General features: G+C 45.9%; 20 protein-coding genes and 1 pseudogene. 10 read left to right on the forward strand and 11 right to left on the reverse strand.

What is annotated here, in order from left to right; translation table 11 throughout:
* Positions 1–69: 69 nt before the first annotated feature.
* Entirely contained in the window at positions 70–1242 is a 1173-nt protein-coding gene (locus tag AC0LWN_RS07020) for an MFS transporter (RefSeq protein ID WP_474663850.1), read from the reverse strand.
* 110 nt (positions 1243–1352) lie between these two features.
* Positions 1353–2297, reverse strand: a complete 945-nt coding sequence (locus tag AC0LWN_RS07025) for an alpha/beta hydrolase (protein ID WP_474663851.1) — start codon at positions 2295–2297, stop codon at positions 1353–1355.
* 400 nt (positions 2298–2697) lie between these two features.
* Between AC0LWN_RS07025 and AC0LWN_RS07030 the strand changes: the two genes are divergently transcribed.
* On the forward strand, positions 2698–3879 hold the full coding sequence (locus AC0LWN_RS07030; protein WP_474663852.1) for a type II asparaginase: 1182 nt from the start codon (positions 2698–2700) through the stop codon (positions 3877–3879).
* A 168-nt stretch (positions 3880–4047) separates the two neighbouring features.
* Here AC0LWN_RS07030 and AC0LWN_RS07035 read toward each other — a convergent pair.
* A pseudogene (locus AC0LWN_RS07035) lies at positions 4048–4439 on the reverse strand (TetR-like C-terminal domain-containing protein); the annotation flags it as partial.
* Between the two features lie 408 nt (positions 4440–4847).
* Between AC0LWN_RS07035 and AC0LWN_RS07040 the strand changes: the two are divergent.
* Positions 4848–6335, forward strand: coding sequence for a DUF5605 domain-containing protein (locus AC0LWN_RS07040; RefSeq protein WP_474663853.1), 1488 nt, complete (start codon positions 4848–4850; stop codon positions 6333–6335).
* A gap of 348 nt (positions 6336–6683) precedes the next feature.
* Here AC0LWN_RS07040 and AC0LWN_RS07045 read toward each other — a convergent pair whose 3' ends face one another.
* From AC0LWN_RS07045 to AC0LWN_RS07055, 3 genes are read right to left on the reverse strand one after another with little or no spacing between them, the layout of a single operon-like run.
* Positions 6684–7406 (reverse strand): CTP synthase C-terminal region-related (seleno)protein, encoded by a 723-nt coding sequence (locus AC0LWN_RS07045; RefSeq protein WP_474663854.1) that lies wholly within the window; start codon positions 7404–7406, stop codon positions 6684–6686.
* Positions 7407–7430: 24 nt separating this feature from the next.
* Positions 7431–8111 carry a phenylalanine--tRNA ligase beta subunit-related protein gene (locus AC0LWN_RS07050; protein WP_474663855.1) on the reverse strand — a complete coding sequence of 227 codons (681 nt, stop codon included), beginning with the start codon at positions 8109–8111 and terminating at the stop codon, positions 7431–7433.
* A gap of 47 nt (positions 8112–8158) precedes the next feature.
* Positions 8159–9100 carry a DMT family transporter gene (locus AC0LWN_RS07055; protein ID WP_474663856.1) on the reverse strand — a complete coding sequence of 314 codons (942 nt, stop codon included), beginning with the start codon at positions 9098–9100 and terminating at the stop codon, positions 8159–8161.
* 124 nt (positions 9101–9224) lie between these two features.
* Between AC0LWN_RS07055 and pdxR the strand changes: the two genes are divergently transcribed.
* Positions 9225–10616 carry a MocR-like pyridoxine biosynthesis transcription factor PdxR gene (gene pdxR / locus AC0LWN_RS07060; protein WP_474663857.1) on the forward strand — a complete coding sequence of 464 codons (1392 nt, stop codon included), beginning with the start codon at positions 9225–9227 and terminating at the stop codon, positions 10614–10616.
* A gap of 146 nt (positions 10617–10762) precedes the next feature.
* On the forward strand, positions 10763–12754 hold the full coding sequence (locus AC0LWN_RS07065) for a beta-galactosidase (protein ID WP_474663858.1): 1992 nt from the start codon (positions 10763–10765) through the stop codon (positions 12752–12754).
* Positions 12755–12847: 93 nt separating this feature from the next.
* Here AC0LWN_RS07065 and AC0LWN_RS07070 read toward each other — a convergent pair whose 3' ends face one another.
* On the reverse strand, positions 12848–13750 hold the full coding sequence (locus AC0LWN_RS07070) for a helix-turn-helix domain-containing protein (RefSeq protein ID WP_474663859.1): 903 nt from the start codon (positions 13748–13750) through the stop codon (positions 12848–12850).
* Between the two features lie 104 nt (positions 13751–13854).
* On the opposite strand from AC0LWN_RS07070, the gene AC0LWN_RS07075 reads away from it, so the two are divergent.
* Together AC0LWN_RS07075 and AC0LWN_RS07080 are read left to right on the forward strand one after the other, a co-directional pair.
* Entirely contained in the window at positions 13855–16518 is a 2664-nt protein-coding gene (locus tag AC0LWN_RS07075) for an alpha-L-rhamnosidase (RefSeq protein ID WP_474663860.1), read from the forward strand.
* Positions 16515–17006: a GNAT family N-acetyltransferase gene (locus tag AC0LWN_RS07080; RefSeq protein WP_474663861.1), complete on the forward strand. Its 492-nt coding sequence runs from the start codon at positions 16515–16517 to the stop codon at positions 17004–17006. Before AC0LWN_RS07075 ends, AC0LWN_RS07080 begins: the two co-directional genes overlap by 4 nt.
* Before the next feature lie 83 nt (positions 17007–17089).
* Here the strand turns inward: AC0LWN_RS07080 and AC0LWN_RS07085 are convergent, their stop codons facing one another.
* A complete protein-coding gene (locus AC0LWN_RS07085; RefSeq protein WP_474663862.1) occupies positions 17090–17890 on the reverse strand; it encodes a YheC/YheD family protein in 801 nt (266 codons plus the stop codon).
* 164 nt (positions 17891–18054) lie between these two features.
* Between AC0LWN_RS07085 and sbnA the strand changes: the two genes are divergently transcribed.
* Together sbnA and AC0LWN_RS07095 are read left to right on the forward strand one after the other, a co-directional pair.
* Positions 18055–20253 (forward strand): 2,3-diaminopropionate biosynthesis protein SbnA, encoded by a 2199-nt coding sequence (gene sbnA, locus AC0LWN_RS07090; protein WP_474663863.1) that lies wholly within the window; start codon positions 18055–18057, stop codon positions 20251–20253.
* 20 nt (positions 20254–20273) lie between these two features.
* Positions 20274–21239: a 2,3-diaminopropionate biosynthesis protein SbnB gene (locus AC0LWN_RS07095; protein WP_474663864.1), complete on the forward strand. Its 966-nt coding sequence runs from the start codon at positions 20274–20276 to the stop codon at positions 21237–21239.
* Between the two features lie 64 nt (positions 21240–21303).
* Here AC0LWN_RS07095 and AC0LWN_RS07100 read toward each other — a convergent pair whose 3' ends face one another.
* Positions 21304–21696, reverse strand: a complete 393-nt coding sequence (locus tag AC0LWN_RS07100) for a RidA family protein (RefSeq protein WP_474663865.1) — start codon at positions 21694–21696, stop codon at positions 21304–21306.
* A 104-nt stretch (positions 21697–21800) separates the two neighbouring features.
* Here AC0LWN_RS07100 and AC0LWN_RS07105 point away from each other — a divergent pair, with 104 nt between their 5' ends.
* Positions 21801–22139 carry a winged helix-turn-helix transcriptional regulator gene (locus AC0LWN_RS07105; protein WP_474663866.1) on the forward strand — a complete coding sequence of 113 codons (339 nt, stop codon included), beginning with the start codon at positions 21801–21803 and terminating at the stop codon, positions 22137–22139.
* A 38-nt stretch (positions 22140–22177) separates the two neighbouring features.
* A complete protein-coding gene (locus tag AC0LWN_RS07110) occupies positions 22178–22867 on the forward strand; it encodes an aspartate/glutamate racemase family protein (protein ID WP_474663867.1) in 690 nt (229 codons plus the stop codon).
* A gap of 33 nt (positions 22868–22900) precedes the next feature.
* On the opposite strand, the gene AC0LWN_RS07115 is transcribed toward AC0LWN_RS07110, so the two are convergent.
* Together AC0LWN_RS07115 and AC0LWN_RS07120 are read right to left on the reverse strand one after the other, a co-directional pair.
* A complete protein-coding gene (locus tag AC0LWN_RS07115) occupies positions 22901–24223 on the reverse strand; it encodes a sugar phosphate nucleotidyltransferase (protein WP_474663868.1) in 1323 nt (440 codons plus the stop codon).
* Positions 24224–24236: 13 nt separating this feature from the next.
* Positions 24237–25052, reverse strand: coding sequence for a DUF6492 family protein (locus AC0LWN_RS07120; protein WP_474663869.1), 816 nt, complete (start codon positions 25050–25052; stop codon positions 24237–24239).
* Positions 25053–25451: the final 399 nt, after the last annotated feature.

Below are 25451 nucleotides of genomic sequence, written 5' to 3' on the forward strand. Positions count from 1 at the left end.
TGAAAAGGAATGCAAGAAATGTACTGAGTTGTGCCAGCCAGTAAGAGTTAAAGGATAACTTAGTTAACCTTATAGAGAAAATTGTTTTGTGGAATTATACATAATATTTCTATAAAAAATAGTTATCAAACTAATTATTAGCGATAATATTCCTACCAATATTACATATTTTGTACCCAGCTCTGAAATAAATAACCCGCCTACAGATGCACCCAATGTTGTTCCGACGTTACAGGCTGATATGAATAATCCATTAGCAAAATCAGGTGCTTCTGGAGCAGAAGATGCAATCAAATATTGATTAATATTAGCCATTATCCCTCCAGCTAACACTCCCCAAATTAAAGTTGTAAATAACATTGGAACAGTAGATTGTCCTGTGAAGAATAAAATAACGTAAACAACAACCAAAAACAAAGGGAATAATATTATAGATTTAGCAGGACTATGGGTAAGTGCCTTTCCAGTGACGATGTTTCCAACAATATTAGCTCCACCGAAAATAAATAAAGTTAAACTTATGTTATTAGGAGGCATTTTCGTTACATCAATTAAATATTCAGTGATATAACTATAAACCCCAAATATGGACGCATTTAATAAAATGACAGTAACGATGGAGACCCAGATAATGGGCTTTTTTAGTACAGGAAATTGTGCATTAACTGGAACTCTTTCTTCAACAGGCATGGAGGGAATGAATACTATAGTAGCAATGAATACAATGGCGTTTACAATTGCAAAGAATGCCATCGCCATTTCATACGAAACAGCGCTATTAATAAAGCTTGCAATTGGCACACCAGCTACCATACCAGCAGATACTCCTATAAATACTTTAGACACAGCTCTAGGAGCTTCTTCTTTACTTACTGAGGTAGAGGCAACTGTAAATGCCAAAGAACAGTATACGGGATGAAAAAAGGCTGGAATAATACGAGCAATTAATAGAAAGGTAAAGTTAGGTGTAAATAAGGATACTATATTTGCAATAACAAAAACCCCTAGTACAAGCAGCATGACCTTTTTGCGATTTATCCCCGAAAATAATAACGGTAAGATTGGACCGGATATGGCAATACCAAGGGCGAAAAGGCTTACCAACAACCCTGCTTGAGTTATACTCACATTAAATTGCTCAGCAATTGAAGGTAATATACCGATTACACCCATTTCAGTATTTAGAATTCCAAATACTCCTATGGTTAATATGAAGATCAATAGATTATTACGTTTAGTCAAAAAAGCAACCCCCATTTTCCGAAAAAATCCAAATGGTTATTTAACATCAAAGCTCAAGTAAAATATATCCCGTCTCTTATAGAAAGAAACGGGATTATTGTGTTAGTTGGTTACTTCATATTCTCGCTAAAGAATGCTCCTATTTTTTCGAATGGAATTAAATCCGTATTGTCATACAAATCAACATGTCCAGCATTTGGAACAATGTAAAGCTCTTTTGGATCTGCTGCCAATTCGTAAGCATCTTCGCTAAAGTAACGTGAGTGAGCTTGCTCGCCAATGATGAACAAAATCGGCCGTGGTGAAATTGATTTAATGTATGTCAGCAAAGGGAAATTCATAAATGCCATGCCACTTGTCACGGTAAATTGAGTAATTGAATTCGGATGATATCCACGAGGTGCAGAATAGAATTCGCCAAACTCACGGCCAATAGGGTCTGTATTTTCGTCGAATCCAATAGGCGCTCCCCGATCGGTCAGTGCTGGCGGGTTGCCTTCAAAGTCCAGGTACCGTTGCTCGGCAATAGCATCGAGCATTTTATTCCGGTCTTCTTCAGTTAATGAGTCTTTAAACCCGTTGCGTGTAACACGGGACATATCGTACATACTTACGGTGGCAACTGCTTTAATGCGTCTATCTACTTGAGCTGCACTAATTGCAAAACCACCACTACCACACATCCCGACGGCACCAATTCGGTTTCTATCAACAAATGGACGTGTACCTACATAGTCTACGGCTGCACTGAAATCTTCTACGAACAGATCGGGCGAGGAGAGATGCCGTGGCTCACCGCCGCTGTATCCGTTGAAAGACGGGTCAAATGCAAGAGCAACAAAACCACGTACTGCTAGGTTTTGAGCATAGATACCCGAACCCTGCTCTTTAACCCCGCCATAGGGTGCGCCTACAATAATGGCGGCATGTTTTTTTGACTCATCGAAGTTTTTAGGCAAATAAAGATCGGCTGCTATTTGGATTCCAAATCTGTTTTTGTAGGAAACCGACTTTCTTGTTACCTTATCGCTTAGCTCAAAAATATAGTTAGGCATTTTAAATACCATCCTTTCAAAAATAATTAAAATACGACTGGTGCTTCTATAATTTATTGAAAAAATATCAGTAATACAATCGTTAATTTATTCGATTTTATTGATTAATCAACAAATCACGGGAATTTGTTAACTAAAACATAAATATAACGAGTTCATGCCATCTATGCTGATCTCAGTTTGAAGATATCCTGATGACAATATATTTCACATCTATTTCTGTACATAATGTTTGATTTTATCTATTAATCAACAAAATGCTGAAATATGACGATTGAATTCTTAGGGATTTTAAATATAATCATTTTAGATGTCATTATATATGACGTGAATTGGCGAAAAGGAGGATAGTCTCTTAAACAGATGTAAGATTTTTCAACATTAGAAAAGAGGGATTATATTGAAACGGAAAATTTTAAGTTTTATAACGATCATTGCAATTTTTACCGCGAGTTTTTCTTTGACATTTTCTAGTGTATATGCAGAGGATGCAGTGGTTGCCAAAAAGCTTCCTAATGTTGTTATTTTGGCTACTGGAGGAACGATTGCATCAACTGCTTCGTCTAACACAGATACTTCGAACTATCAAGTCACAAATGGTGTTACCGAGCTCATAAATGCAGTTCCTGAGGTTAAGCAAATTGCTAATGTAACCGGGGAACAGATTATTAACGTCAGCAGTACAGAAATCAATGACGACAATAGACTTGCTCTTGGCAAACGGATTAATCAAGTTCTTGCCCAAGATAATGTTGATGGAATCGTCGTAACACATGGAACAGAAACTTTAGAACAAACTGCCTATTTTCTTAACCTGGTTGTGAAAAGCGATAAGCCTGTAGTTGTGGTTGGATCCATGAGACCCGCTTCATCACTTAGTGCCGATGGTCCGATGAACCTTTACAATGCGATTAAAGTAGCTGGTGATCCAAATGCAAAGGGCAAAGGTGTTCTTATTGTAATGAATGACCGGATCGGCGCTGCAAGATTTATTAACAAGATCAGTTCTTGGGCAACTGAAACATTCAAATCTCTTGAACAAGGTTATTTGGGAGATATTGTGGCTGGCAAAGTTAGATTTTATCAGCAGCCAGTGATAAAGCATACGTATCAGACGGAGTTTGATATTTCGGAGCTTACTGCTTTGCCGAAAGTCGATGTATTGTATGAATCTTATGGCAGCAACGAGCTTGCCTTGGCGAAAGCTGCAATTGAATCCGGTGCACAAGGGATTGTCTTAGCAGGTTTCCCTGCCGGTTCCGCAAGTAATGAAATGCAAAAGATCGCAGCAAAGGGTCTTTCCGAAAACGAACAAAACGAAATTGAATATTTGACAAAATTAATAAATGCAAATGAACCAGGCGCCTCATGGGCGCAGGACCGGTTAAAGCAAATGGGGGCTGTCAGAGGAGCAGTGTTCGTCTCATCGTTTTTCCAACCGACGGGACAGGATCTTTATGATAGTGGTTCCTTTGTAGGGAGCAATTCACTCACCCCTTTAAAAGCCAGAATTCTTCTGCAGCTGGCGTTAACGAAAACAACAGATCCTAAAAAAATACAGGAATATTTCGATGAATATTAAATAATAGGTAATTTTCATTATTGAAGTACATCCGTAGCGCTTTTCTGTTTAAAGGGGCCAAGTACTTGTCATTTTCTCTGAACAAGTACTTGGCCCCTTTAGTCGGGTTGAGGAGACCGCTGAACAAACGCTTTTAACAGTAACCAGGGCTTACACATGGTGGAATTACTATAGGTTTCTCTCCAATAAGGCTCCGATCTGCTTTGCCATGATTTGCGGTGGATATGGCATGTCATTTTTAATCCACCATTCTGTGATATCCACATAAGCATTTGCTACAAACTCAACAACTACATCTTCAATTTGCCCCGAGTTTTTTCCTTGAATTAAATCGAGATCTTTTTTGAACTCGTCGATATTATGTTGAATAAATCTGCTGCGGAAAAACCGTGCCCCTTCACTTGTTAACACCGTAGAAAAAAATGCATAATTACTTTCTAAATATTCCATACAGTGAAAGATTCAATCCAATCCATTTCCCGCTCTGACTCACAAAAACTACTCATATTGTTAATATGCTCCTCCATGACTATATCCAATAAATCGTATTTATCAAAGTAAATACTCTTCGATCAACTTTGTTCATAATAACGTCAACAAGCTTTCTTGGGAATAAACACAATTTAGACTACATTGTCGTTAAATGAATTTCCTGTGAATTAAGTATTGTATACATTCAGTTTGTTTTATGATAATAAATACATGTTGCATTTGCAACTAATGATGATAAAAATGTTCACTGGTTTTCCTCTAATTAAATTAGTTTAGTAAGTTTAGTTTGGAAGTAGTATCTTTCTGTTCCTAGGGTTTTTGTCGTTAATATTACAACCGTATTGACGATATATTTAAGTTGATGTAGGATTTTATTGAGTAAAAAAGTGGTGAATAATTCATTAAAATTTAGTTTATGTTTAGCTTAATTATTGGTCTTTCATAATTCTAAAGAAAACTAGGAAGGAGCTTATATTGTGGCTTATACAACACAAGAAAATATCTCCGCTGTGATCCCAGAGAAGGTGTCTAAATGGGGAGTATATGAAATTGTACTGCAGGGAGGGCCTGCACAGGGCAATCCATTTGTGGACGTTTCATTGAACGCAGAATTTACTTTTGGAGAACGTTCCATTCAAACCTCCGGGTTCTATGATGGAGAAGGTGTGTATTGCATCAGATTCATGCCGGACAGCGAAGGAAAGTGGTTGTTCAAAACAAGCAGCACAGAACATTCTCTTCATGGAATCGAAGGCGTATTCGAATGTGTAGCTGCAAAGACAGGAAACCACGGACCGGTCCGGGTAAAAAATACTTTTCATTTTGCTTATGAGGACGGAACACGTTATCTGCCATTCGGCACAACTTGCTATGCATGGACCCATCAGGGAGAAGTCATGGAGCAGCAAACATTGGCAACCTTGAAAGCGAATCCATTTAACAAATTGAGAATGTGTGTATTCCCTAAGTCATATTCATATAACACCAATGAGCCGGTATACTTTCCGTTTGAAGGTTTGCTTGAGCAGGGCTGGGACTATAGCAGGTTTAATCCGGCGTTTTTTAGGCATTTGGAGGAAAGGATTGCCGATCTCGGCGGGCTTGGTATTGAAGCAGACCTGATTCTGTTCCATCCCTACGACCGCTGGGGATTCGCTGAAATGGGCAAGGATGCAGACGATCAATACCTTCGTTACATTGTGGCAAGACTCTCTGCGTATCGTCATATTTGGTGGTCTCTTGCTAATGAATACGATTTTATTAGGACCAAAAACCTTGATGACTGGGAGCGGTTCGCTCAAATTGTAACGGACAACGATCCTTATGGCCATCTGATATCTAACCACAATGGTTCAATATTTTACGATTTTCACAAACCATGGGTTACCCACTGCAGTATTCAACGTGTTGACGTATACAAGACGGCCGAGAATACAGACGAATGGAGAAAACAATGGAATAAGCCGGTAGTTATCGACGAATGTGCATATGAAGGGAATGTGGAGCACGGTTGGGGAAACATTACCGGGCAAGAAATGGTCCGGCGCTTCTGGGAAGGCTTCGTTCGCGGAGGATATGTCGGACATGGTGAAACTTATCTGCATCCAGAGGATAAAATATGGTGGGCCAAAGGCGGTCAGCTCTACGGAACCAGTCCTGCGCGTATTGCGTTTTTACGCCGTGTAATGGAAGAGGGACCGGCAGAGGGCTTGAACCCGTTGCCTTCCGATTGGGATTTGCCCTGTGCAGGAATTGAAGATGAATACTATCTGTTCTATTTCGGGTTCAATCAGCCAAAGTTCCGTGATTTCAAGATGAAACCAAACATCCGCTTTAAAGTTGAACTGCTCGATACCTGGAACATGACTGTGGAGAGGCTGGAGGATAGCTATGAAGGCACTTTCCAGATCGCTCTACCCGGGCGGACTTACATGGCGGTGCGAATGATAGCAATTCCTATATAAAGTCATCATGAACGAAAATAAGCTCTCCGTTTGCCGTAGGTTATCTTGGCGATACTGTCCAGTAAAGAAACCAAATCTAAGCTGGACTGCCTACAACAGAGCCACATTGCAAAGGAAAGCTATACAATGAAGTCTGTCACAAAATATGTGGGTTTAGACGTATCCAAAGAAAAAATTGCTGTTGCTGTCGCGAATGAGGGAGCGAGCCTGCCGCTCGATTAAGCCTGTGGTTTTCGGTTGGAAAAGCTTGCTCCCTGGTCAGCTTCATTACCGCTTGTATGCCGCGTCTATTCCAAATAAGCATCGTTCAGCCCCGTTCCATCCAAGACGAGGTTATTCGGTGTTCCTTCAATGCTTGAGATTGACCTCGGCGGACATTGAACATGCTTTGCGAAGAAATGCTTTTATCAGCGGATGAGTAATATTTTTCAGCGCCGAACGTTCAGGTTGAAATAAAGTCCCGATAAAAAAAGGATGCCGATCCAGTTCCATAATTCGAACTTCGCCATCAAGGTCTACTCCAGCAATGCTTAAACCTGCATTTTCTAACCTAGGGCGATACTCCGAATTCAAACCGTAATTACAAATTCCATATTGTTCAACAATTTCAGGAGAGCCATAAAAATCCATCGTTTTTGAGCCGGGGGTCAGCTTAAACGTATTCGTTTTTTCGCTAACCGAACAAGAGAGCGGAGCAACTAAAATCAACGAGGCGTCAGGATTTTCCTCGGCATGCTCTGCTTCAGCAAGTCCTGCTACATTCCTTGCAAACTCAATGATCATATGTTGAAATCCACCGCACGTACCTAAAAAGGGAATCTGTTGCTCACGGGCAAACCGGATACCGTTGAGAGCGCCTTGCATACTTCGGTAAGGACTGGCAGGGACGACCCAAATCGCATGATATTTAGATAACTTTTGTTCGAAATCCTGATCCAACGAAGGCGTTGGAACCCATTCGAAATTGACTTGAATACCCAGTTCATCTGCTGCCAATTGAATTGCTAGCGGTATAGCCACATGTGCTGCAACATCCGCATCGTAATCCCCGATTAAACCGATACAATACATATATAAACACCCTTTCCTTATTAATTAAAGTGAGCAATCCTTTGAAAATACTTGCAAAACCTCTGTCTTGGAGACAGGTGAAAATGCTTTAATTCTTCCTTCCAGCTTACGTAAGTCAGCTTCTATATAATCTGCTTCTATTCCCGGCGGCGCATAAATTGTAAATAATACATCGGTAGTGGATGCGGTGATACGGCTGTTAAAGTCCGGCCCCCGCATAATACTGGATATAACGCCTTTACCATCGCATACCATAAGGTCGTTTTCAACGGCAGTTACGTCTTTGCCCGATATGGATTGATATATCTCATTTCCAGAGGCCACTTTCAAATGTAAGGGTGAGTGTATTTTGGATAGGTCATGTCCAGCGGTCAATAACATACTTTCAAGCTCGGATAGGAACATTGCTTGCAGTAAACCAGATTCTGTGTGCAATGTCTTTTTGCCTTTTAGAACAGATTCCAGTTGTGCTAGAACATGATAACTGTGTCCAAATTTTTTATAATAGGTTATATAGGCCTTAATCGGGTATAGTTCCTTTATTTCCTTTCTGTCCAAGTGGCCGTATCTGCGCTGTATTTCATCAAAGCTATCAGAAATCTCCGATTCGTCAAGTGAGCAGGAAACGGAGAGGTTTTTCATTATCAGAATCCCCATTTTTGTCCCGGCAAGAGCTTCTCCAATTCCTTTATCAATCGCAAACATAGTATCCTCCCCGTAATTTTATTGATTGTATTTCAATAGTTAATCTATTAGATCAAATGAACTGCTTTAACTTTTCTTTTTGCTTTTCTTTTTCCTATCAGCGTCATGCTGAAAACAATGAGAAAACCCCCAATCCACTGTGCGTAACTTATTTTTTCTTTTAAGAGCAACAGGGATAAAAGCATCGAAGTCAGGGGTATCATTCCTGAAAAAGCGGCGGTTGTGTAGGCATCGCAACGCTTTACTCCTTCATAAAAGAACACAAATGCCAACGCGGTCACAACTAAGCCATACCAAAACAAAGCAAACCATTCTTTTCCTCCGAGTGCCGGTATTGAGGCTAAAGGGTGTTCACAAAGCGCTGGGACGATAGATAAAACAAGGGCGATAGCTGATACGAGCAGGGTTTGCACCATTGGATGAAGCTGTACCGCCGATTCATCATGTGTTGTTACCTTATGTTTTCTTGAAATAATATTGAAGGTAGACTCGCTTGCTGCGGCGCAGATAATAAGAACATTCCCTAAAATATGCGCAGCAGAGAACTGTGCTGAAAAAAGATTGATTCCCTGCAACAAAATAATGCCCGCGACAGTACAGCCGATTCCCAACGCCGTTGTACCTGAAAACCGCTCTTTCAAAAAGAAGAAAGCCAAGAGTGATGTGATAGCAGGTGTCGTACCTGTCAATATTCCGCCTTCCGCGGTACTGGTTAAATTTACACCGAAAAGCAAAAAAGTGCGAAACAAAAAAATCCCGAAAACGGCTTGGAACAAAATCATAATCCAGTCGTTTTTTGTCAACATGCGTATCGTCTGAACGGCTTTTGTTGCGTAAAACGGTAATAAACAAACAAGAACGATTCCCAGACTGATTGCCGTTATTGTAAAGCTGCTTAATTTCATCGCAAGAATGCGACCTGTAATTACGGATGTCCCTGCCAATGAAAAAGCGCCCAGCAAGTATAGTTTTCCTTTAATATTCCTCATTCCCGACCTTCTTTCAGCATTGCATTCATTCCAACTCCTGTTAAAATTGTATCGTGACAACTGGACTTCCGTAAGATCCAGTATTGTATCATTTATAGGGTGCCAGTTGGAAGGAGGGAGTTCGATGTGGGGAATCGTATTGCATGACAACAGCGAGGTTGGTTTGGCGCGGCAGATTTTTCTTTCGCTGAAGGAGCGTATTCTGACGGGCCGAATCCATCAGGGAGAAGCTTTACCATCTACAAGAGAGCTTGCGAAGGGCTTGGGAGTTTCCCGCAATACAGTTTGTGACGCATACGATATGCTTTGGACGGAAGGCTTTATCGTCAGGCGTCAAGGCGCGCCGTCCCGCGTGGCTGACGGACTTTATATACAATCCGTGCAGAGAAGCGAAAAGATACAGGAAACGGAAAAAGAACGGCCTGTTATCCTTTGGGATTTCAAAACCGGCCAACCAGATTTATCGGTTTTTCCGTGGCAGGCATGGAATAAATTTATAAGTGATGCGGCAGAGAGCCTACCGACCCGGCAACTGGAATATAGCGGGCCAAAAGGTTATGAACCACTTTGCGAGGAAATTGCCCTTTGGCTCCTGCGAAGCAGAAGTATGGAAGTCGATCCGAAGGATGTATTTATTACATCGGGAGCGACACAAGCGCTTCATCTGCTTGTAGTTATTCTTCATAAGGAGGGCCATGCCTTTGCACTGGAAAATCCATCCCATCCAGGAATCCGTACCGTTATTTCCGATAAAGGCTACCCCTTACACTGGCTACCCGTTGACAACCAGGGTGCGGATATAACCTCCCTTCATGACAAGAGTATTTCAGCGGTTTATGTTACACCCTCCCACCAGTTCCCGCTCGGAGGTATTCTTCCGGCGAACCGTCGTGCTGCGTTGATACGCTTGGCGATGGAGAAGGATTTCTATGTTATTGAGGATGATTACGACAGCGAATTCCGTTATAGCGGTTCTCCCGTCAGTCCCATTTATTCGATGGATTCCTCTCATGTCGTTTATGTAGGAACATTCAGCAAAGCGGTGTTTCCGGCCCTGCGATTGGGTTTCGCGGTGTTGCCAAAACCGTTGCAGGCCAAATGGAGACACTACCGTAACTACATGGATGTTCAAAATCCGATTCTGGAACAGGCGGCACTGGCCGAATTCCTGCGAAAGCGGAAAATGGACAAGCACGTCCAGCATATGCGCCGGTTATATGGCGAAAAGCGGAGTATCTTGTTAAAGTCTTTGGAAACGGCGTTTGGTAGTTCCGTATACCCTTGGGGGGATGCCTCCGGCTTGCATGTGGCACTTCAATTTCCGGGTTTTGAATTCGGAGAACAGTTCACTCATAGATGCAAAAATGCCGGCGTACGGGTATCTCCGCTGACTAAATATTGCCTTTTACCAACCGAACATCGGGACATGCTCCTTGTCGGCTATGGTCACCTTAGTTCTGAGCAAATTCAAGAGGGCATTAAGGCGCTGCACCGATTGATTTTAGATGAATCCTGAGGCCACAGTTGCAATGACCTGAATCTATTGGATATGTTCTTCAGATAAAGGCATCGACTTGTTAAAAATTCCCCTATATAATGACTGTGAATTTGCTTAGACATGCAGTTTTATTCTGAGTTTTTATGGGAGGAGCAAAGCAGAAGATGACATTATCTTTGGCAGGTACATTCCGTAGCGTTCCCGAAGGAATCAGAATTACAACATTTGCGGAGGATCATTTTCAGATGGAAACAACTCCAGAGGGGGGCTGCGCAGCTCTGGAGTTATCGCAGTATGCACCGGGTATTTGGAAGGACTACGAATATTTGACCGCAGATATTTACCATGAATGCCACGATGTACTGGTTATCATTTTCAATTTTCAGGATACTGCCGGGCGCTCTGTTTCGGTTCATTACGGGGTTCTTCCCCGTGTAACAACGCGATTGTGCTTGCCGCTGACGGCTTTAAACGGTGAAAAGCTATTTTTGGAGCGTTATCCCGGCGTGCTGCAATCACTACTCAGGGGAGATTCCTTTGTGGACCGCAGCCGGATTGAAGGACTCTCGATCTGTACGATTCCTTCGGTTGCCGATAGGCGGTTCGAAGTATCGGGGCTGCGGCTGACACGGGAAGAGCCGGAATTCAAGTATACTCCCAGCCAATATATTGATGAGCTGGGGCAGCTCTCCTGGAAGGAGTGGCAGGGTAAAACTAAGTCTGCCGGGGATATGATAGCTGCATTAAATGAGGAGCTTGCCAGAGCGCGGCAGGGGGGCGGGAATTCCGATGGGCCAACCGGAACCGGCAGCTATGGCAGCTGGAAAAACCTGCAATTTGCGGCTACCGGGTATTTTCGGACCGAGTTCGATGGAGCGAACTGGTGGTTTGTTGACCCCGATGGATACGCTTTATTCAGCGCCGGGATGGACTGCGTCGGGCCTTCTTCCGAGCTGCAGGTAACGGGAATGGAGCATTTGCTGCCCGTGCTTCCTGAGCGGGAAGGGCCGTTTAAGGATGCGTGGAGCAAGAGCGGATACTCGCCCTTTATCGCCAACATGATCCGCGCGTTCGGGGAGCGGTGGCGGGAATGCTGGAGGGAATTGACGGAGCAGCGATTGAAGGAGTGGGGAATCAACACGATTGGAAACTGGTCCGATCCGGATTTTATCTCCAGCTCCAAGCTGCCCTATGTTTATCCGATGCACAGCTTTCCTTCGACGGAAGAGGCAATCTATCGCGATTTCCCGGACGTCTTCAGCCCCGGATACGAGGAGAGTGCGGCGGAGTTCGCTAAGCAATTGGTTGCGCTTAAGGAAGACAAGAGACTGGTGGGCTATTTCATGCGGAACGAACCGCAGTGGGCTTTCGTTGACGGACTGAATTTGACGGAGGAGATGCTGCGAAGCGCTGTTCCATTTGTGTCCAAATACCGTCTGATTGCCTGGCTCGAAGACAAGTATGGATCAGTCGAGCGCTGGAACGCAGCTTGGGAATCCTCGTTTGATGATTTCCAGGACCTCTTGGACAGCCAAAAAGCATCGGCAGAAGGTAATGAGGAGCGGAGGAATGACTTTACGTTATTTAACCGGATGATGATCAGGCGTTATGTAGAAATTCCTGCAAGGGCTTGCAAAGCTGTTGATCCCCGGCATTTGAATCTGGGTATGCGCTACGCCTGGATTTCCAATGAAGATCTACTGGAAGGCTGCGAAGCCTTCGATGTATTCAGCATCAATTGCTATCAGTTTCAACCGGACCGGGAGCTTATCGAGCGTATCAGCAGCAGGCTTAATCGCCCGGTGATGATTGGGGAATTTCACTTCGGAGCCGCGGATTCCGGCTTGCCGGCTTATGGCATCCGGGCAGTGACTACCCAGCAGGACCGGGGGCTCGCTTACCGCTATTACGTAGAACAAGCTGCTGCAATACCAAGTCTGATCGGTGTTCATTATTTTCAGCTTAACGATCAGACGGTACTGGGGCGGTTTGACGGGGAGAATTATCAGATCGGGATAGTCGATGTCTGCCAGCGGCCATATCAGGCTTTGGTGGAACAGATGATCATCGCTCATCGGAACATGTATGAAGTCCGGTCCGGCCGGATGGAACCGATCGCTCAAGCGCCTGAGGAAATACCACGAACCGGTTTTTAGACCGGCTAAAAGAATAAACAGAAAAGCCGTCACTAGCGGACCAATGGCACGCTGGCGACGGCTTTCTCTTTTTCTTAGAGTGCACTCTATATTTCACCTTCCATGTAATTTCTTATAATCACTTGGAGTCTTACCGGTAAGTTTCTTGAATACCTCATTGAAATGTTTAATGTCTTTATAACCTACCTGCCCAGCGACGACAATAATTTTGTTGTCCGTATGTGTAAGCAAATTGCACGCCTCTTCAATTCTCAGCTTCTGAACATACTCTGAAACTGTCATGCCCGTATGATCCTTGAACAGCTTGCAGAAATAAGTAGGACTCAGGAACGAATGGGAGGCAAGCTCGTTAAGCTTTGTGCTTATTGTGTAATTTGCTTTCAGGTATTGGATGGATTTTTCTATAAGCTTGGCATGATGTGACATTCTGCTGTTATCGGTCTTGTACGATTTTTTTAAAGAACGGAAGATTGTAATAAGCAATTCCATAAGGTATGCTCTGAGAATTTCAATATATCCGTCCTCCTGGTTCGTGAATTCTACTAGCATTTTCTTATAAATTGCCTCTATAGCTGGATTTTCCCCGCCTAATATTTTTAGATCATCCATAGTATCAGACTCTAAAGAGAAAACAGAACGAAAGGACAGATAGTGGATCACGTCGCTGAAATCCTTATAATCATTAAGATTCACATCAATAAAATCCGGCTTGAATACGCAGTTATAGACTTGCAGAGGAGGGGCAGCAGGAGAGGCAAATGATCTGAATTCATGCGGGATATGGTAGTTGATCAGAAACAAATCACCCTTGCAAACCTCATACTTGTTATCCCCAAGAATATGTATACCTGATCCGGCGGCCACATATGAAATTTCGATAAAGTCATGGACATGTAAGTGCGGCTCCGGGCTCTCACTACATAAATTTAGAAATATAGAATTGCCGTTATTAAAAAATTGCTCGCCGGAATCATGGTAAATTGCTGCGTTATTCATAAAATTCACCCCATACAATTATAATATGCCCCCAAGAAATTGAAAATATGAAGCAGGTATACTCTGGATATGCGGTAAATTCTTTTTCAAAGAGGAGAGTTTAAATGAAAATAGCTTCTATGAAATGCAACCGTATCGTAAATCCAATAGGGTATGACCTGAACAAACCCCGTCTAAGCTGGGTGACAGAGGCTGAAGGGGCAACAATCCAAAAGGCTTGCCAAGTAGAAGTGGCATATGACGAGGCGTTCTTAAACATTCTGCATGACAGCGGCGTTCGGGAGGATATTGACAGTATCGGTTATACGCTGGAAATGAAATTAGAGGCTTGTACCAGATATTACTGGAGGGTGCGTGTATGGACGGACATCGGCGATATTATTAGTTCTGCTGCATGGTTTGAGACTTCTAAGCTGGATCAGCCCTGGTCAGGCCAATGGATCACCCCGGACTGGGAGGACAAAGCTGTCCATCCCCTTTTGAGAAAACGCTTCACTCTTAGCAGAGAGATAGCCCGGGCAAATCTTTATGTCTGCGGGTTAGGGGTATATGAGGTTGAAATTAATGGTGAGCGGGTCGGGGACGAATACTTAACGCCTTATTGCAACAGCTATAATCACTGGATTCAATACCAGACCTTTGATGTGACACCTCTGGTAGCCAAGGGGAACAATGCCGTAGGAGCTATGCTTGGTAATGGCTGGTACAAGGGACGTTTTGGCTTCCAAGGCGAAGAGGGGGGTCATTACGGGGACAGCTTTGCTTTTCTCTGTGAGCTTGTTGTCCGGTACACGGACGGGAGCATGGATATCATATCTACGGATGGAAGCTGGAAAGCTGCGCCATCCCATATTCTTGACAGTAATATTTATGATGGCGAGATTCAGGATGCTAATAAATATGATGAAGCTTGGTCAAGCGCTTTACTCAATGACTCCAACTGGACAGGAGTGCGTCCTGTTGATATTGATTTCAATCTTCTCGAAGCCCGCAGAAGTATTCCGGTACGGATCAAGGAAAAGCTGAAACCTGTTAACGTTATTCATACACCCAAAGGCGAGATTGTGCTTGATATGGGTCAGAATATGGTGGGCTGGGTTAGCTTTGACAATAACGCTCCTAAGGGCCACACCATAACTCTCCAGTACGGTGAAGAGATGCAGGAGGGCAGCTTTTACAGGGAGAATCTCCGTACAGCCAAAGCGGAATTCAAATATATTTCTAGTGGTCAGCCTTGTGAAGTGCAGCCTCATTTTACATTCTACGGTTTCAGGTACGTAAAGGTTGAGGGATGGCCTGGGAATGTAAGAGCGGAGGATTTCACCGGAAACGTTGTTTACTCCGACTTGGAACGGGCGGGGCATATAGAAACGTCTAATCCGATGGTGAACCGGCTGATTTTGAATGCGTTATGGGGACAAAAAGGGAATTTTCTTGACGTTCCAACTGATTGTCCGCAGCGCGATGAACGGATGGGGTGGACAGGGGATGCTCAGATGTTCTCGGGAACCGCGTGCTTTAACATGGATTCGGATGCTTTTTTTCACAAATATCTATATGATCTGGCCAAAGAACAGTCCGGCATGGGCGGGGTTGTACCACATGTGATCCCAAGCTTCGGAATGAGCAGCAAAGGGGAAAATAACTTTTTGTCCGGCGGCTCCAGCGCATGGTCTGAAGCAGCGACCGTTATTCCTTGGAATTTGTATCTTCATTATGGGGACAAAGCGATTTTGGAGCAGCAGCTAGACAGTATGAAGGATTATGTTGACTACATTAGGTCACAGGATGATGGCGGCAGGCTGTGGAATACGGGCTTCCACTTTGGGGATTGGCTGGCCTTGGATGGTAAAGGGGAATTTGATGTATTTGGCGGAACACCAACCGACATTATAGCAACTGCATATTACGCCTATTCATCGGAACTGGTAGCAAAAGCCGCCAAAGTTCTGGGCAAAGAAGCTATAGCCAATGAATATCAGCAGCTTTCAAATGAGGTGAAGGAAGCTTTTTGCGAGGAGTTTCTGACCACAAGAGGGCGTCTGGTGGCAGAGACCCAAACAGCCTGTATCCTTGCTCTGTTTATGGACCTCGTTCCTGAGAAGCACCGTGAAAGAATTGTAGAATCACTCAGGAAAAATCTGGAGAACAACAAGAATTATTTAAGCACGGGGTTTGTCGGAACGCCATACATTTGCCGGGTGCTGTCCGAGCATGGGCATAATGATCTGGCCTATCAACTGCTGCTTAATGAAGAATTTCCAAGCTGGTTATATGAGGTCAAATTAGGGGCTACAACGATATGGGAAAGATGGAACTCTCTGCTTCCGGACGGAAGGTTTGGCGAGCTTGGCATGAATTCGCTGAACCACTATACGTATGGCTCCATTGTTGAATGGATGTACCGGAATATGTGCGGACTAAATCCTTTAGAGGAATTTCCGGGCTTCAGAAAAATACGGCTGGCGCCGCAGCCCAACCGTCTTCTGAGTTACGCTAAGGCATCTCTCAATACGGCTGTTGGGCTGTATGAGAGCGGCTGGAGCTATGAAAAATATGGCCTGCGTTATCAGTTCCGCATACCATTCAACGCTCAGGCCGATCTGGTGATTCGGGATACGGACGTTAAGCGCGTTACGGTAAATGGCACAGCTCTTGAGTATTCGAGCCTGAATTATACGGAAGCGGATGCTCATGTTATGATCGTACTTAAGACTGGCTTCTACGAGATCATCTGTCAGGGAGATACGAAGGAGGACAGACAATGAAGGAAATAACGGCATCCAGAAAAATGCGGGAAGATGAATTTATGGAGTACCAGGAGACAATAGCCGTCCAATATGAGAAGGAGCTGGTACAGTCTGGAATAACTAATGCTGAGGAAGCAAGAAATCTGGCTCTGTTTGAAATAGCTAAATTATTGCCGGATGGAGTACACACCAAAGGTCATCATCTAGATATTATGGTCAATGCTGCGGATGAAGAGGTTGGATTCCTATGGTACGGAAAGAGAAGGATACTGGAGATGGATGTGTCATTCATTTATGACATCATAGTTTATGATTCCTTTCGCAGAGCAGGCTATGGTACAAAAATGATTAATTTCATGGGAGATCTGATGAAGAAAGAAGGAGTAAATAAAATTGTTTTGAATGTATTTTCGAATAATAAAGCAGCAAACGCTCTATATGAAAGCATGAACTTTGAGATTCTTGCCGAGGAAAGCGGCCAAAAAGTGATGATTAAAAATTTGTAGAGTACGACGTAAATAGCCGGCAAAGCAGCGAGTCCGTGGTCATTGGGAGCCTCGCTGCTTGCTGCTGTTGTTACTGCGGCTGATTACACAACACCCTTCTTTGCCTTCATGCACTTAAGATTGTAAGTCTGGCCGTAGACTTTGCCATATCTGACAATTCGGTCTAGCATACTGCGGTCCTTCAGCTTCGTAAACGGACAAGGGTCGGGGGCTGTATTCACTTCCAGAATCCAGGGCTTCAGGCGCTGGTCCAAGGCGATGTCTACACCGATTTCCTGAAGGCCCGGATAGGTGGCGCTTAACTGCTGGGCTGACTTTACACCGATTTCTTTTATTGCCGTGATCAAATCTTCGCGCTCCTCTGCGCTTGTGTAGGTGCTAAGCAATTCCTCAACCGGATAAATCGTCCCCCCTTGGCTTCCGTTGGTAACCACCTTCTGAGGATGCGCCACGCGTCCTGCAACTCCCGTAGCTTCCCATTGCTTCTTAGGATTGCGCTGCACCATCACCCGGATATCGGAGGGACGTCCATCGTAACCCAGAAGCCGGATACCCTTTTGGACTAAATACGATTTCCCCAGAGTTTCTCTCAAGATTGCACGATAAGCCGTGTCGTAATCGGAAAATTTGTGCACCTGCGTACCCGCCTGATAGCGGTATTGCATCCGCTTCTTTCGCGCCTTTTTTTCAACCCGAATCACGCCCTGTCCTAAAGATCCGCAGCATGGCTTAATGTACACTATTTTATATTTTTGCAGCATCTCATGCAGTACGCTCTTATTCATTCTTTTCGTTGCGGGGATATGCCTCTTCAGCTCCTGGCTTCCACCCAGCACCCTTGTTTTCGTCAGCTTATTGGATATGCGCCTGATCTGCTTCTTCACTTTATCCCTCCGTGCCAAAGGATCTATAGGCTATATTACGGGAATGGCCCAGTTTTTGATTGGGCAGCCGCCCAGTAATCGAACACACCGAAAGAATGTTACATATGCTTATTATGGGTGTTTATCTATAAAAGCCGCGTTAAGCGGCAGAGCAGGAGGCGGCAATGATGCTGCTGGACGAATTGCAGGATAAGGTGCTGGAAGTTATCGGGGGTTATCCTTGGTACAAGGGGCTGATCGGCGGTGAGAAAACGAGTTACAGCCTACAGGACCTGCCGCTTATGACGTCAAAAATACTGGAAACCTATTATTACACGAAGCCAGCCGACCCTTCATTGGCCGTATACAGGACGTCGGGTACAAGCTCGGGCCGCCGAAAATCCATATTCTACTCCGAGGAAGATGACAGGCATTACATTGATATCAAAACAAAGCTGTTCGGTGAGCTTCTGGCGGGAAGTGGCTGCACAAGAGCATTGGCGGACATGGGGACCGGACATGCAGCGAACACTGCGTTATCCATATTTGAACGGCTTGGCCTGGAAAATAGTTCAATCCCCTTTGAGCTGCCCATCGAACAGCACATTGAACGGTTGCAAGCCTTTCAGCCGGATCTGCTGTACACGATGCCTTCCATCCTTGACCATATCGTATACACTGCGGGTAACCCGCGTGCCTTCGGCATCCGCAAAATTATTCTGGTTGGGGAAATCGCCACGCCAGAGTGGCAGCGCAATATAGCCCGCCTGTTCGGTCTGGAGCTGCGCGATATCATCGACACGTACGGCTCCATTGAAATCGGCACGATTGCTTATTACTCGCATGAGCTTGGCAGGTATATTTTTGCCGATGGAATCTATGCGGAAGGGATCGGGACACAGGAGCTAGATGAGGATTTGCGGCCGCTGGGTACGGACGAAAGCATCCTGGTGCTTACCTCGAACGTCCGCAAGATGCTGCCTGCCATCCGTTTCGTAACCTATGACGTCGTGAGGGATTTCAGGCCCGTGATGATCGGCGGAGTAGAGAAGCAAAGCTTTGAGTCCATCGTCAAACGGGTAGGCCGGGAGCTGAAGCACGGGGAAAAGATCAGCCTGTACGATATCGAACAGGTTGTATACCGCCATCTTGAGGATGCGATCATCCGGGTTAAAGTAAGGAACAATACGCTGACTGTCTATATCAAAAGCAAATCTGTTGTAGACGCCACTGTTCAGGCAATCAGGCAGGAAATTAGGGAATGCATTCCGGAAATCGGGATGATGATCCAGAATCGTCTGCTGAATGATATTGAGGTCATTATCGCCGCCGAAGATGAGCCGCTGGACAGCGGGCAGGTGAAGAACAAAAAGCTATATTACCAGAAAGCTAAAGACAGGGTAGAGCTGAACCTGAATGAAGGCATTGTATCAACCATCGGAAATACGCCCTTAATCAAGCTGAGCAACCTGTTCCAGACGAGCGGGCTTGAGGTCTACGCCAAAATGGAGCTGCTGAACCCCGGGGGAAGCGCGAAGGACCGTCCTGCCCTGCGGATGATTGAGGAGGCTTGGAAGGAAGGAGCCATAGGGCCGGGTACGACTATCATTGAATCGAGTTCGGGAAATATGGCGATCAGCCTGGCTATGATTTGCAAATATGCGGGACTGCGTTTTATCAGCGTGGTTGACCCCAGAACAACGGAAACGAATCTGCAAATCCTGAAGGCTTTGGACGCAACAATCGACTATGTTGCAGATCCCGACCCGGACACCGGCGAGTTTTTGCCTGCCAGACTGAACCGCGTGCAGCAGCTCCTCACGGAAATACCGGGCAGCTTCTGGCCGAACCAATATGCGAACCCTAACAATTATCTGTCCCATTACCATACAACCATGAAGGAAATCGTGACTGAGCTTGGCCGGGTAGATTATTTGTTTTGCAGCGTCAGTACGTGCGGTACGATTCGAGGTCTGGCGGAATACGCAAGGGATCGCGGGCTGGGGACCAAGATCGTAGCCGTCGATGCGGAGGGAAGCGCCATTTTTGGTGGAAATAAGGGACAGCGGCGGTTCCCGGGACTGGGTGCCGGTATCGTGCCGCCCTTCTGCAGAAGAGATCTGATCGACCGTATCATACATGTCTCGGATTTAGATATCGTAAAAGGCTGCCAGGCGCTCTCGCGGAGCGAATCAATCCTGGCCGGCGCATCCTCCGGCGGGATTATTGCCGCAGTTAAGCATATGGAGCAGGAAATACCTCCGGGCTCTGTCTGCGCAGTCATTCTGCATGACAAGGGGGAGCGTTACCTCGATACGGTATATTCGGATTCATGGGTTCAGAGCCAGTTCGGCGGGGAGCTTGCGGCTGAAGGGCTTGCCTGACGACAAAAGGAGAGAGCGGCATGCTGTACTTAAACGACCGGGACATTCGGGCAGTGGGCTTTGATTGGCCTGCCCTTGTGGATTCGGTAGAATCTGCGGTGCGAATTCTTGATTCAGGTGATTACGCACAGCCGATAAAACCTTACTTAAGATATAAAAATCTTCAAAACCGCATTATTGCAATGCCTGCATATATCGGGGGAGACGTGAGCGCAGCCGGAATCAAGTGGATTTCCAGCTTCCCGGGCAATCTAAAGTCCGGACTTCCCCGCGCGCATAGCATCATCGTATTGAATGATCCCGTTACGGGCGAGCCTTCGGCCGTCCTGAATTCGCCCGTTCCCAGCATCGTCAGGACCGCTTCCATCAGCGGGCTGATGATCCGCCACTTTATGGAGGCCCGCCCGCTGGAGCGGATTCAGCTCGGCATTATCGGCTGGGGCCCGATTGGGCAGTATCATCTGCAAATGGCTGCGGCTCTGTATGGAGAGCGAATCGAACGTATTCGTATATTCGATATAAGGGGAGTTGATTTGTCAGAAGCCCCTCCTCTTTACCGGGACAGGATGGAAGCAGCAGAGACGTGGGCGGATGTATATCAGCATTCCAATATCTTTATTACGTGTACCGTATCGGATTACCGCTATATTGATCTCCCCCCTGCAAAAGGCAGTCTGCTGCTGAATGTTTCATTGCGTGATTTTAAGCCGGAGGCGCTGACTTCAGTGAAGGCCATCATCGTCGATGATTGGGATGAAGTGTGCCGCGAGAATACGGACATCGAGCGGCTCCATCTGGAACAGGGGCTTACCCGTGCCGGCACCCGAATGCTTACCGATGTCGTCTCCCGCCGCAGCCTGACTGAATTCACTGCGGATGAGCCGGTCTTTTTCTGCCCGATGGGGATGGCTGTCTTCGATATCGCTATTGCGGTATACTACGTGAAGATTGCAAGGGACAAAGGGATAGGAGCCGAGCTTACGTAACATTGAAAACCCGCCCAGGTGAGCGGGTTTTTCTTTGTGAAGGCTATTTCCCGTGGTGGCCGGGTTAGTCCGTGTGTGCGACGGCGCGGATTTCAATCAGTTGATGCGGGAACGCCAGACCCGACACGCCGATGAGGGTAGCAGCCGGCCGATGGTCCCCCGTATATTCCTTGTACAGAGCGATGCATTGCTCGAAATGCTCTTGCGGGTTTGTCAGAAAGACCTCCATCTCAGCGATGTTCGACCTAGTGACACCAAATCCCGCCAATACGCGATCGAGATTTTCCAGCGTCTGCCGGGTCTGTGCTTCGAAATCACCCTCGCCAATGAACGCGCCCTGCATATCGTGGGCAAATTGTCCCGAAATGTAGATGTTGCCGTTGACGCTGTAGCCTTGGGTGACGCCGAAGGCTTCTTCCCATGGAACACCATGATTGTAGATTTTAGTAGTAGTCATTTTTTTCTCTCCTTTTCTTCAAAGTAAGGCTAGTATAAAATGAACGTAAATAAATGAGTAGTACGCACTTTTTTGATAGGTACTACCCGAAAGGATAGTGTATCATGAGTATAGCTGACTATAAGAAAGCTAAAAGTATTCAAGAAACACCCTTTGGTTACACGTTGTCAGTGATTGGAGGTAAATGGAAAATGGTTATTCTGTACCTCCTGGCAGAAAACCAGCCGGTTCGCTTTAATGATCTGAAAAGACAAATAGGAGCGATTACTTTTAAAACACTCAGTTCACAACTAAAAGAATTGGAAGCGGATGGTCTGGTAAAGCGGAAAGAGTACCCTCAAGTTCCCCCTAAAGTCGAGTACAGTCTCACGGATAAAGCGGAAACACTATTGCCGGTTCTCGAGAAATTATGCGAGTGGGGCGAAAAAAACCAAAATAATTAAATCCAGTATGTTTAAACATAGAAAGGATCTGGGTAAGGATGATTGGAATTTTAGCAGGTATGGGACCTAAATCTACAGGGCCTTTTGTCGATATGGTGGTGGAGCAATGCCAGAAGATATATGGCGCCAAGCATGACATGGATTTTCCCCACATGATGATCTATTCATGTCCTACACCTTTTTACATGGACAGGCCAGTCGATCATGCGGCTATGGAAAAGGCTATTATTGACGGTGCCCAGAAGCTGGAGAGCACGGGTGTAGATTTTATCGCAATTCCTTGCAATACAGCACATTTGTATTATGACAATATAAAAAATTCCGTTTCTGTGCCTGTGTTAAATATAGTGGATGAGACCATTCTGAGGCTGCCGAAGACTGCTGAAAAGGTTGCGCTGTTAGCTACACCCGCCACGGTTCAATCCGGCATTTATCAAAGAAGCCTGGAAAACCTTGGTCTTAATTGTCTCAACCAGGATCACTGGCAACAATGGGTGAATGCCATTATTACCAACATAAAAACAGGTGAAATACCAGAAGCAATTGTGTTATGGCAACGTTTGTATTCGGAGCTGGTGAATAAGGCAGACGCAGCTATACTTGCATGTACTGACTTAAATGTAGTTGCAAAAGGTACTGCAGAAGAACTTGTCCTGATTGACTCGTCAGAGTGTCTGGCACAAGCTGTGGTGAAAAGGTATGTACATGCAAAAGAAGAGGGCGAATAACGTCCTCTTCTTTACTTTGGGTATTAAAAGAACTCATGAACTGTAAATCCGTTCCTCATCCTCATCTTCGAGCGTCCGCACCTCGATCAATTTCATAGCTGTAAAAGCCTTAATTCCATGCCGGTCTCCCCTGGCTATTGTAAATATTCCGCCTGTCTGTGCTGCGGCGGGCAGTCCGTTCAGAACGGCTTCTCCTTGACCGGACAAGATGATCCAGCTCTTGCCGGAATGCTCACAGAGCATCTCGGGCAAGTCATGGTTCGGCAGCAGGGACAATGAAATTGTAAGCACAAGCTTCGAACCGTCCAAGGTCCGGTCCAGGACGGTAAAACTTCCCCACTCGGGTTCCCCGTATCTCGGTTCCCCTGCAGCATTCTGCAGGATTTCTTTTATCGCGTTCGCTTCGCCTTTACCGGCAATCAGAATCCCCTCGGGACTCCCTACGGCAACTATGCCGGATACACCGATTACATGCAGCGGAATGTTCAATTCATTGACAATATGGGTATGCTGGCATGCTCCCCAAATTCCCCCGGCTCCAATCACCGGCTCTGGGAGCTGGGCGGTCAGGGTTTCCCAGCTACCCAGATCCAGCCACTCGCCTTCATGCCGCAGCACGACGGCTTTGCTGCTGCGCTCAGCCACTTCCTTGTCAAAGCTGCGGACCGGGAATTCGGGATACAGCTCTGTAAAGGCGGCGAGTTCAGCGGGCAGCCCCATTTGCTGCACATGCGACAGCATAAAGCTCAGCGGAAAAGCAAAAACTCCGCAGTTCCACAGCGCACGCTCACGGATCAATTCCTCAGCTCTGGAGATGTCTGGCTTCTCTTCAAAAGAAATGACCGGGGAATAGGCTTTGTCTGCACCCTTTCCCGGAACAATATAGCCGAACTGGTCCGATGGATGGGTGGGCCTTGTCCCAAGCAACACAAGCTCGGCCTGGGAGGCGGCCAAAATATCAGTGAATTGATGAAATAACCGGAAGAAGCCGTCATCTGCAAACATATCAGCCGGGGCTACACATATCGTGTCTTCCGGCTTCGCTTTCCCTGTGGAGTATAAATAGAGGGCACCCAGCGCTGCTGCGGTGAATGTGCCGCGCTTATGTGGCTCCCCAATCACTGGATATCCATTCCGGGTATGCCGCCGCGTCAGGCCTATTTGCTCCTGGTGTGTGACGAACAACGCGGATTCACCGAGACCGGCGTGATCGAGCTGGCGGCATACCCGTCCGATCATCGACTCCGTGCCTCCGCCCGGTGCAGGCAGCAGATTTAGAAACATCTTGGAACGGATACGTCCTGACAGCGGCCACAGCCGCTGGCCGGAACCGCCGCATAGAAGAATGGTATGCAAGGCTGTTGCCTCCTTATCGCTTGGCCGGAATGGAGTATCCCTTTCGCTGATGGAACGAAAGCGAGCGGTAGGTACGGGCCAGCTTTTGAATATGCTCTTTACCCAGGGCGGCCGCCGAGGTTTTCAGTGATTTATTATTGGCGTTTCTGAGCAGCACCGAGGCTCTGTTCCCGCTGTACACATAATTGGCATACGTCTCAAATTCGGAGAAGCCGAACTGCTTCCGCTTGTCGATGCTGCGGAGAATGGCGGAATGCCACGATACCCCGTGCCGGGCTTCGATTTTTCTTTTAAGTCCGGCCAGCTTTGCTTTTTCAAACAGCATGTAATGGGTGACAAAGGATTTGGGAGAAGGGGCGGCAGTACCCAGCAGCTTCCGGTAGGTGCGGAAATATTCCGGCTGGCTCCAGTTGCGGCAGTAAAAGATGCTTTTCCCCCCGGAACGGAACCGGTGAGGCTGAATCAGCACTGTGTCGGCATCAATGACGAGAAAAAAGCTCTCCCGGCAGATATGATCACCATTCATCTTAAGCAGCTGCTGATACAGCCAGCCGGAGCGGTTCCAGCGGGAGGAGGAATAGTGGATGTCTTTTTTGGTAAACGGCAGCACGTTGGTTTCATTGACAAAAACACAGCCTTTGCGTGAGCACAGATTTCTGATCCGGCTGCTGTTCGGCGAGACAATATAGATGTTGCTGATGGGATGGCGGACATGGCGGCGAAGACTGTCTATCACATGGGGGAGGGTGGCCAGATCTTTTTCAATAGCCGGGATAAGGATGTCTATGGGAGGTCCGCTGTTCGTTAAGCCTGCTGAAGTAGCTGACATAAGATCATCTCCGTGCACAAATTGACATATAGGGCGTCTGCATTAATGTATGTCGGGTAATCGCTTTATGACCGGGCAGAGGCCGCGGTAAAGCCAATCTTCCTGCTCTGACAGATGAACGTAAAAAAACTCCAATCCAATTGACATGGACGGAGTTAGCGACTAAAATATGTATGCTAAAACTAATTTAATAATTATAACATAAAATAAAGAAAAAGTCAAGGATTATTTTCTGCGTAAGTTGGACTAAAGAAATTATAAAAGGGTGGAAGTGAAGGAGGGGAAGTTTGGAACTGGAGGAGCGGTAGCGTCCGCCTTTATGTTTGGATTTCTACTGCGGCCGGCAGTTTAAATCAGGAAATCCAAACATAACAGCGGCCGGAAGTCCAAACATTCCCC

It is taken from the genome of Paenibacillus sp. sgz302115 (genome assembly GCF_056120445.1).

Excerpts from the sequence above, each read along its gene's own strand:
- AC0LWN_RS07025 (WP_474663851.1), bottom strand. The coding sequence starts at position 2,297 with ATGCCTAACTATATTTTTGAGCTAAGCGATAAGGTAACAAGAAAGTCG.
- AC0LWN_RS07045 (WP_474663854.1), bottom strand. The coding sequence starts at position 7,406 with ATGTATTGTATCGGTTTAATCGGGGATTACGATGCGGATGTTGCAGCA.
- AC0LWN_RS07050 (WP_474663855.1), bottom strand. The coding sequence starts at position 8,111 with ATGTTTGCGATTGATAAAGGAATTGGAGAAGCTCTTGCCGGGACAAAA.
- AC0LWN_RS07055 (WP_474663856.1), bottom strand. The coding sequence starts at position 9,100 with ATGAGGAATATTAAAGGAAAACTATACTTGCTGGGCGCTTTTTCATTG.
- pdxR (WP_474663857.1), top strand. The coding sequence starts at position 9,225 with ATGTGGGGAATCGTATTGCATGACAACAGCGAGGTTGGTTTGGCGCGG.
- AC0LWN_RS07065 (WP_474663858.1), top strand. The coding sequence starts at position 10,763 with ATGACATTATCTTTGGCAGGTACATTCCGTAGCGTTCCCGAAGGAATC.
- AC0LWN_RS07070 (WP_474663859.1), bottom strand. The coding sequence starts at position 13,750 with ATGAATAACGCAGCAATTTACCATGATTCCGGCGAGCAATTTTTTAAT.
- AC0LWN_RS07075 (WP_474663860.1), top strand. The coding sequence starts at position 13,855 with ATGAAAATAGCTTCTATGAAATGCAACCGTATCGTAAATCCAATAGGG.
- AC0LWN_RS07080 (WP_474663861.1), top strand. The coding sequence starts at position 16,515 with ATGAAGGAAATAACGGCATCCAGAAAAATGCGGGAAGATGAATTTATG.
- sbnA (WP_474663863.1), top strand. The coding sequence starts at position 18,055 with ATGATGCTGCTGGACGAATTGCAGGATAAGGTGCTGGAAGTTATCGGG.
- AC0LWN_RS07095 (WP_474663864.1), top strand. The coding sequence starts at position 20,274 with ATGCTGTACTTAAACGACCGGGACATTCGGGCAGTGGGCTTTGATTGG.
- AC0LWN_RS07100 (WP_474663865.1), bottom strand. The coding sequence starts at position 21,696 with ATGACTACTACTAAAATCTACAATCATGGTGTTCCATGGGAAGAAGCC.
- AC0LWN_RS07105 (WP_474663866.1), top strand. The coding sequence starts at position 21,801 with ATGAGTATAGCTGACTATAAGAAAGCTAAAAGTATTCAAGAAACACCC.
- AC0LWN_RS07110 (WP_474663867.1), top strand. The coding sequence starts at position 22,178 with ATGATTGGAATTTTAGCAGGTATGGGACCTAAATCTACAGGGCCTTTT.
- AC0LWN_RS07120 (WP_474663869.1), bottom strand. The coding sequence starts at position 25,052 with ATGTCAGCTACTTCAGCAGGCTTAACGAACAGCGGACCTCCCATAGAC.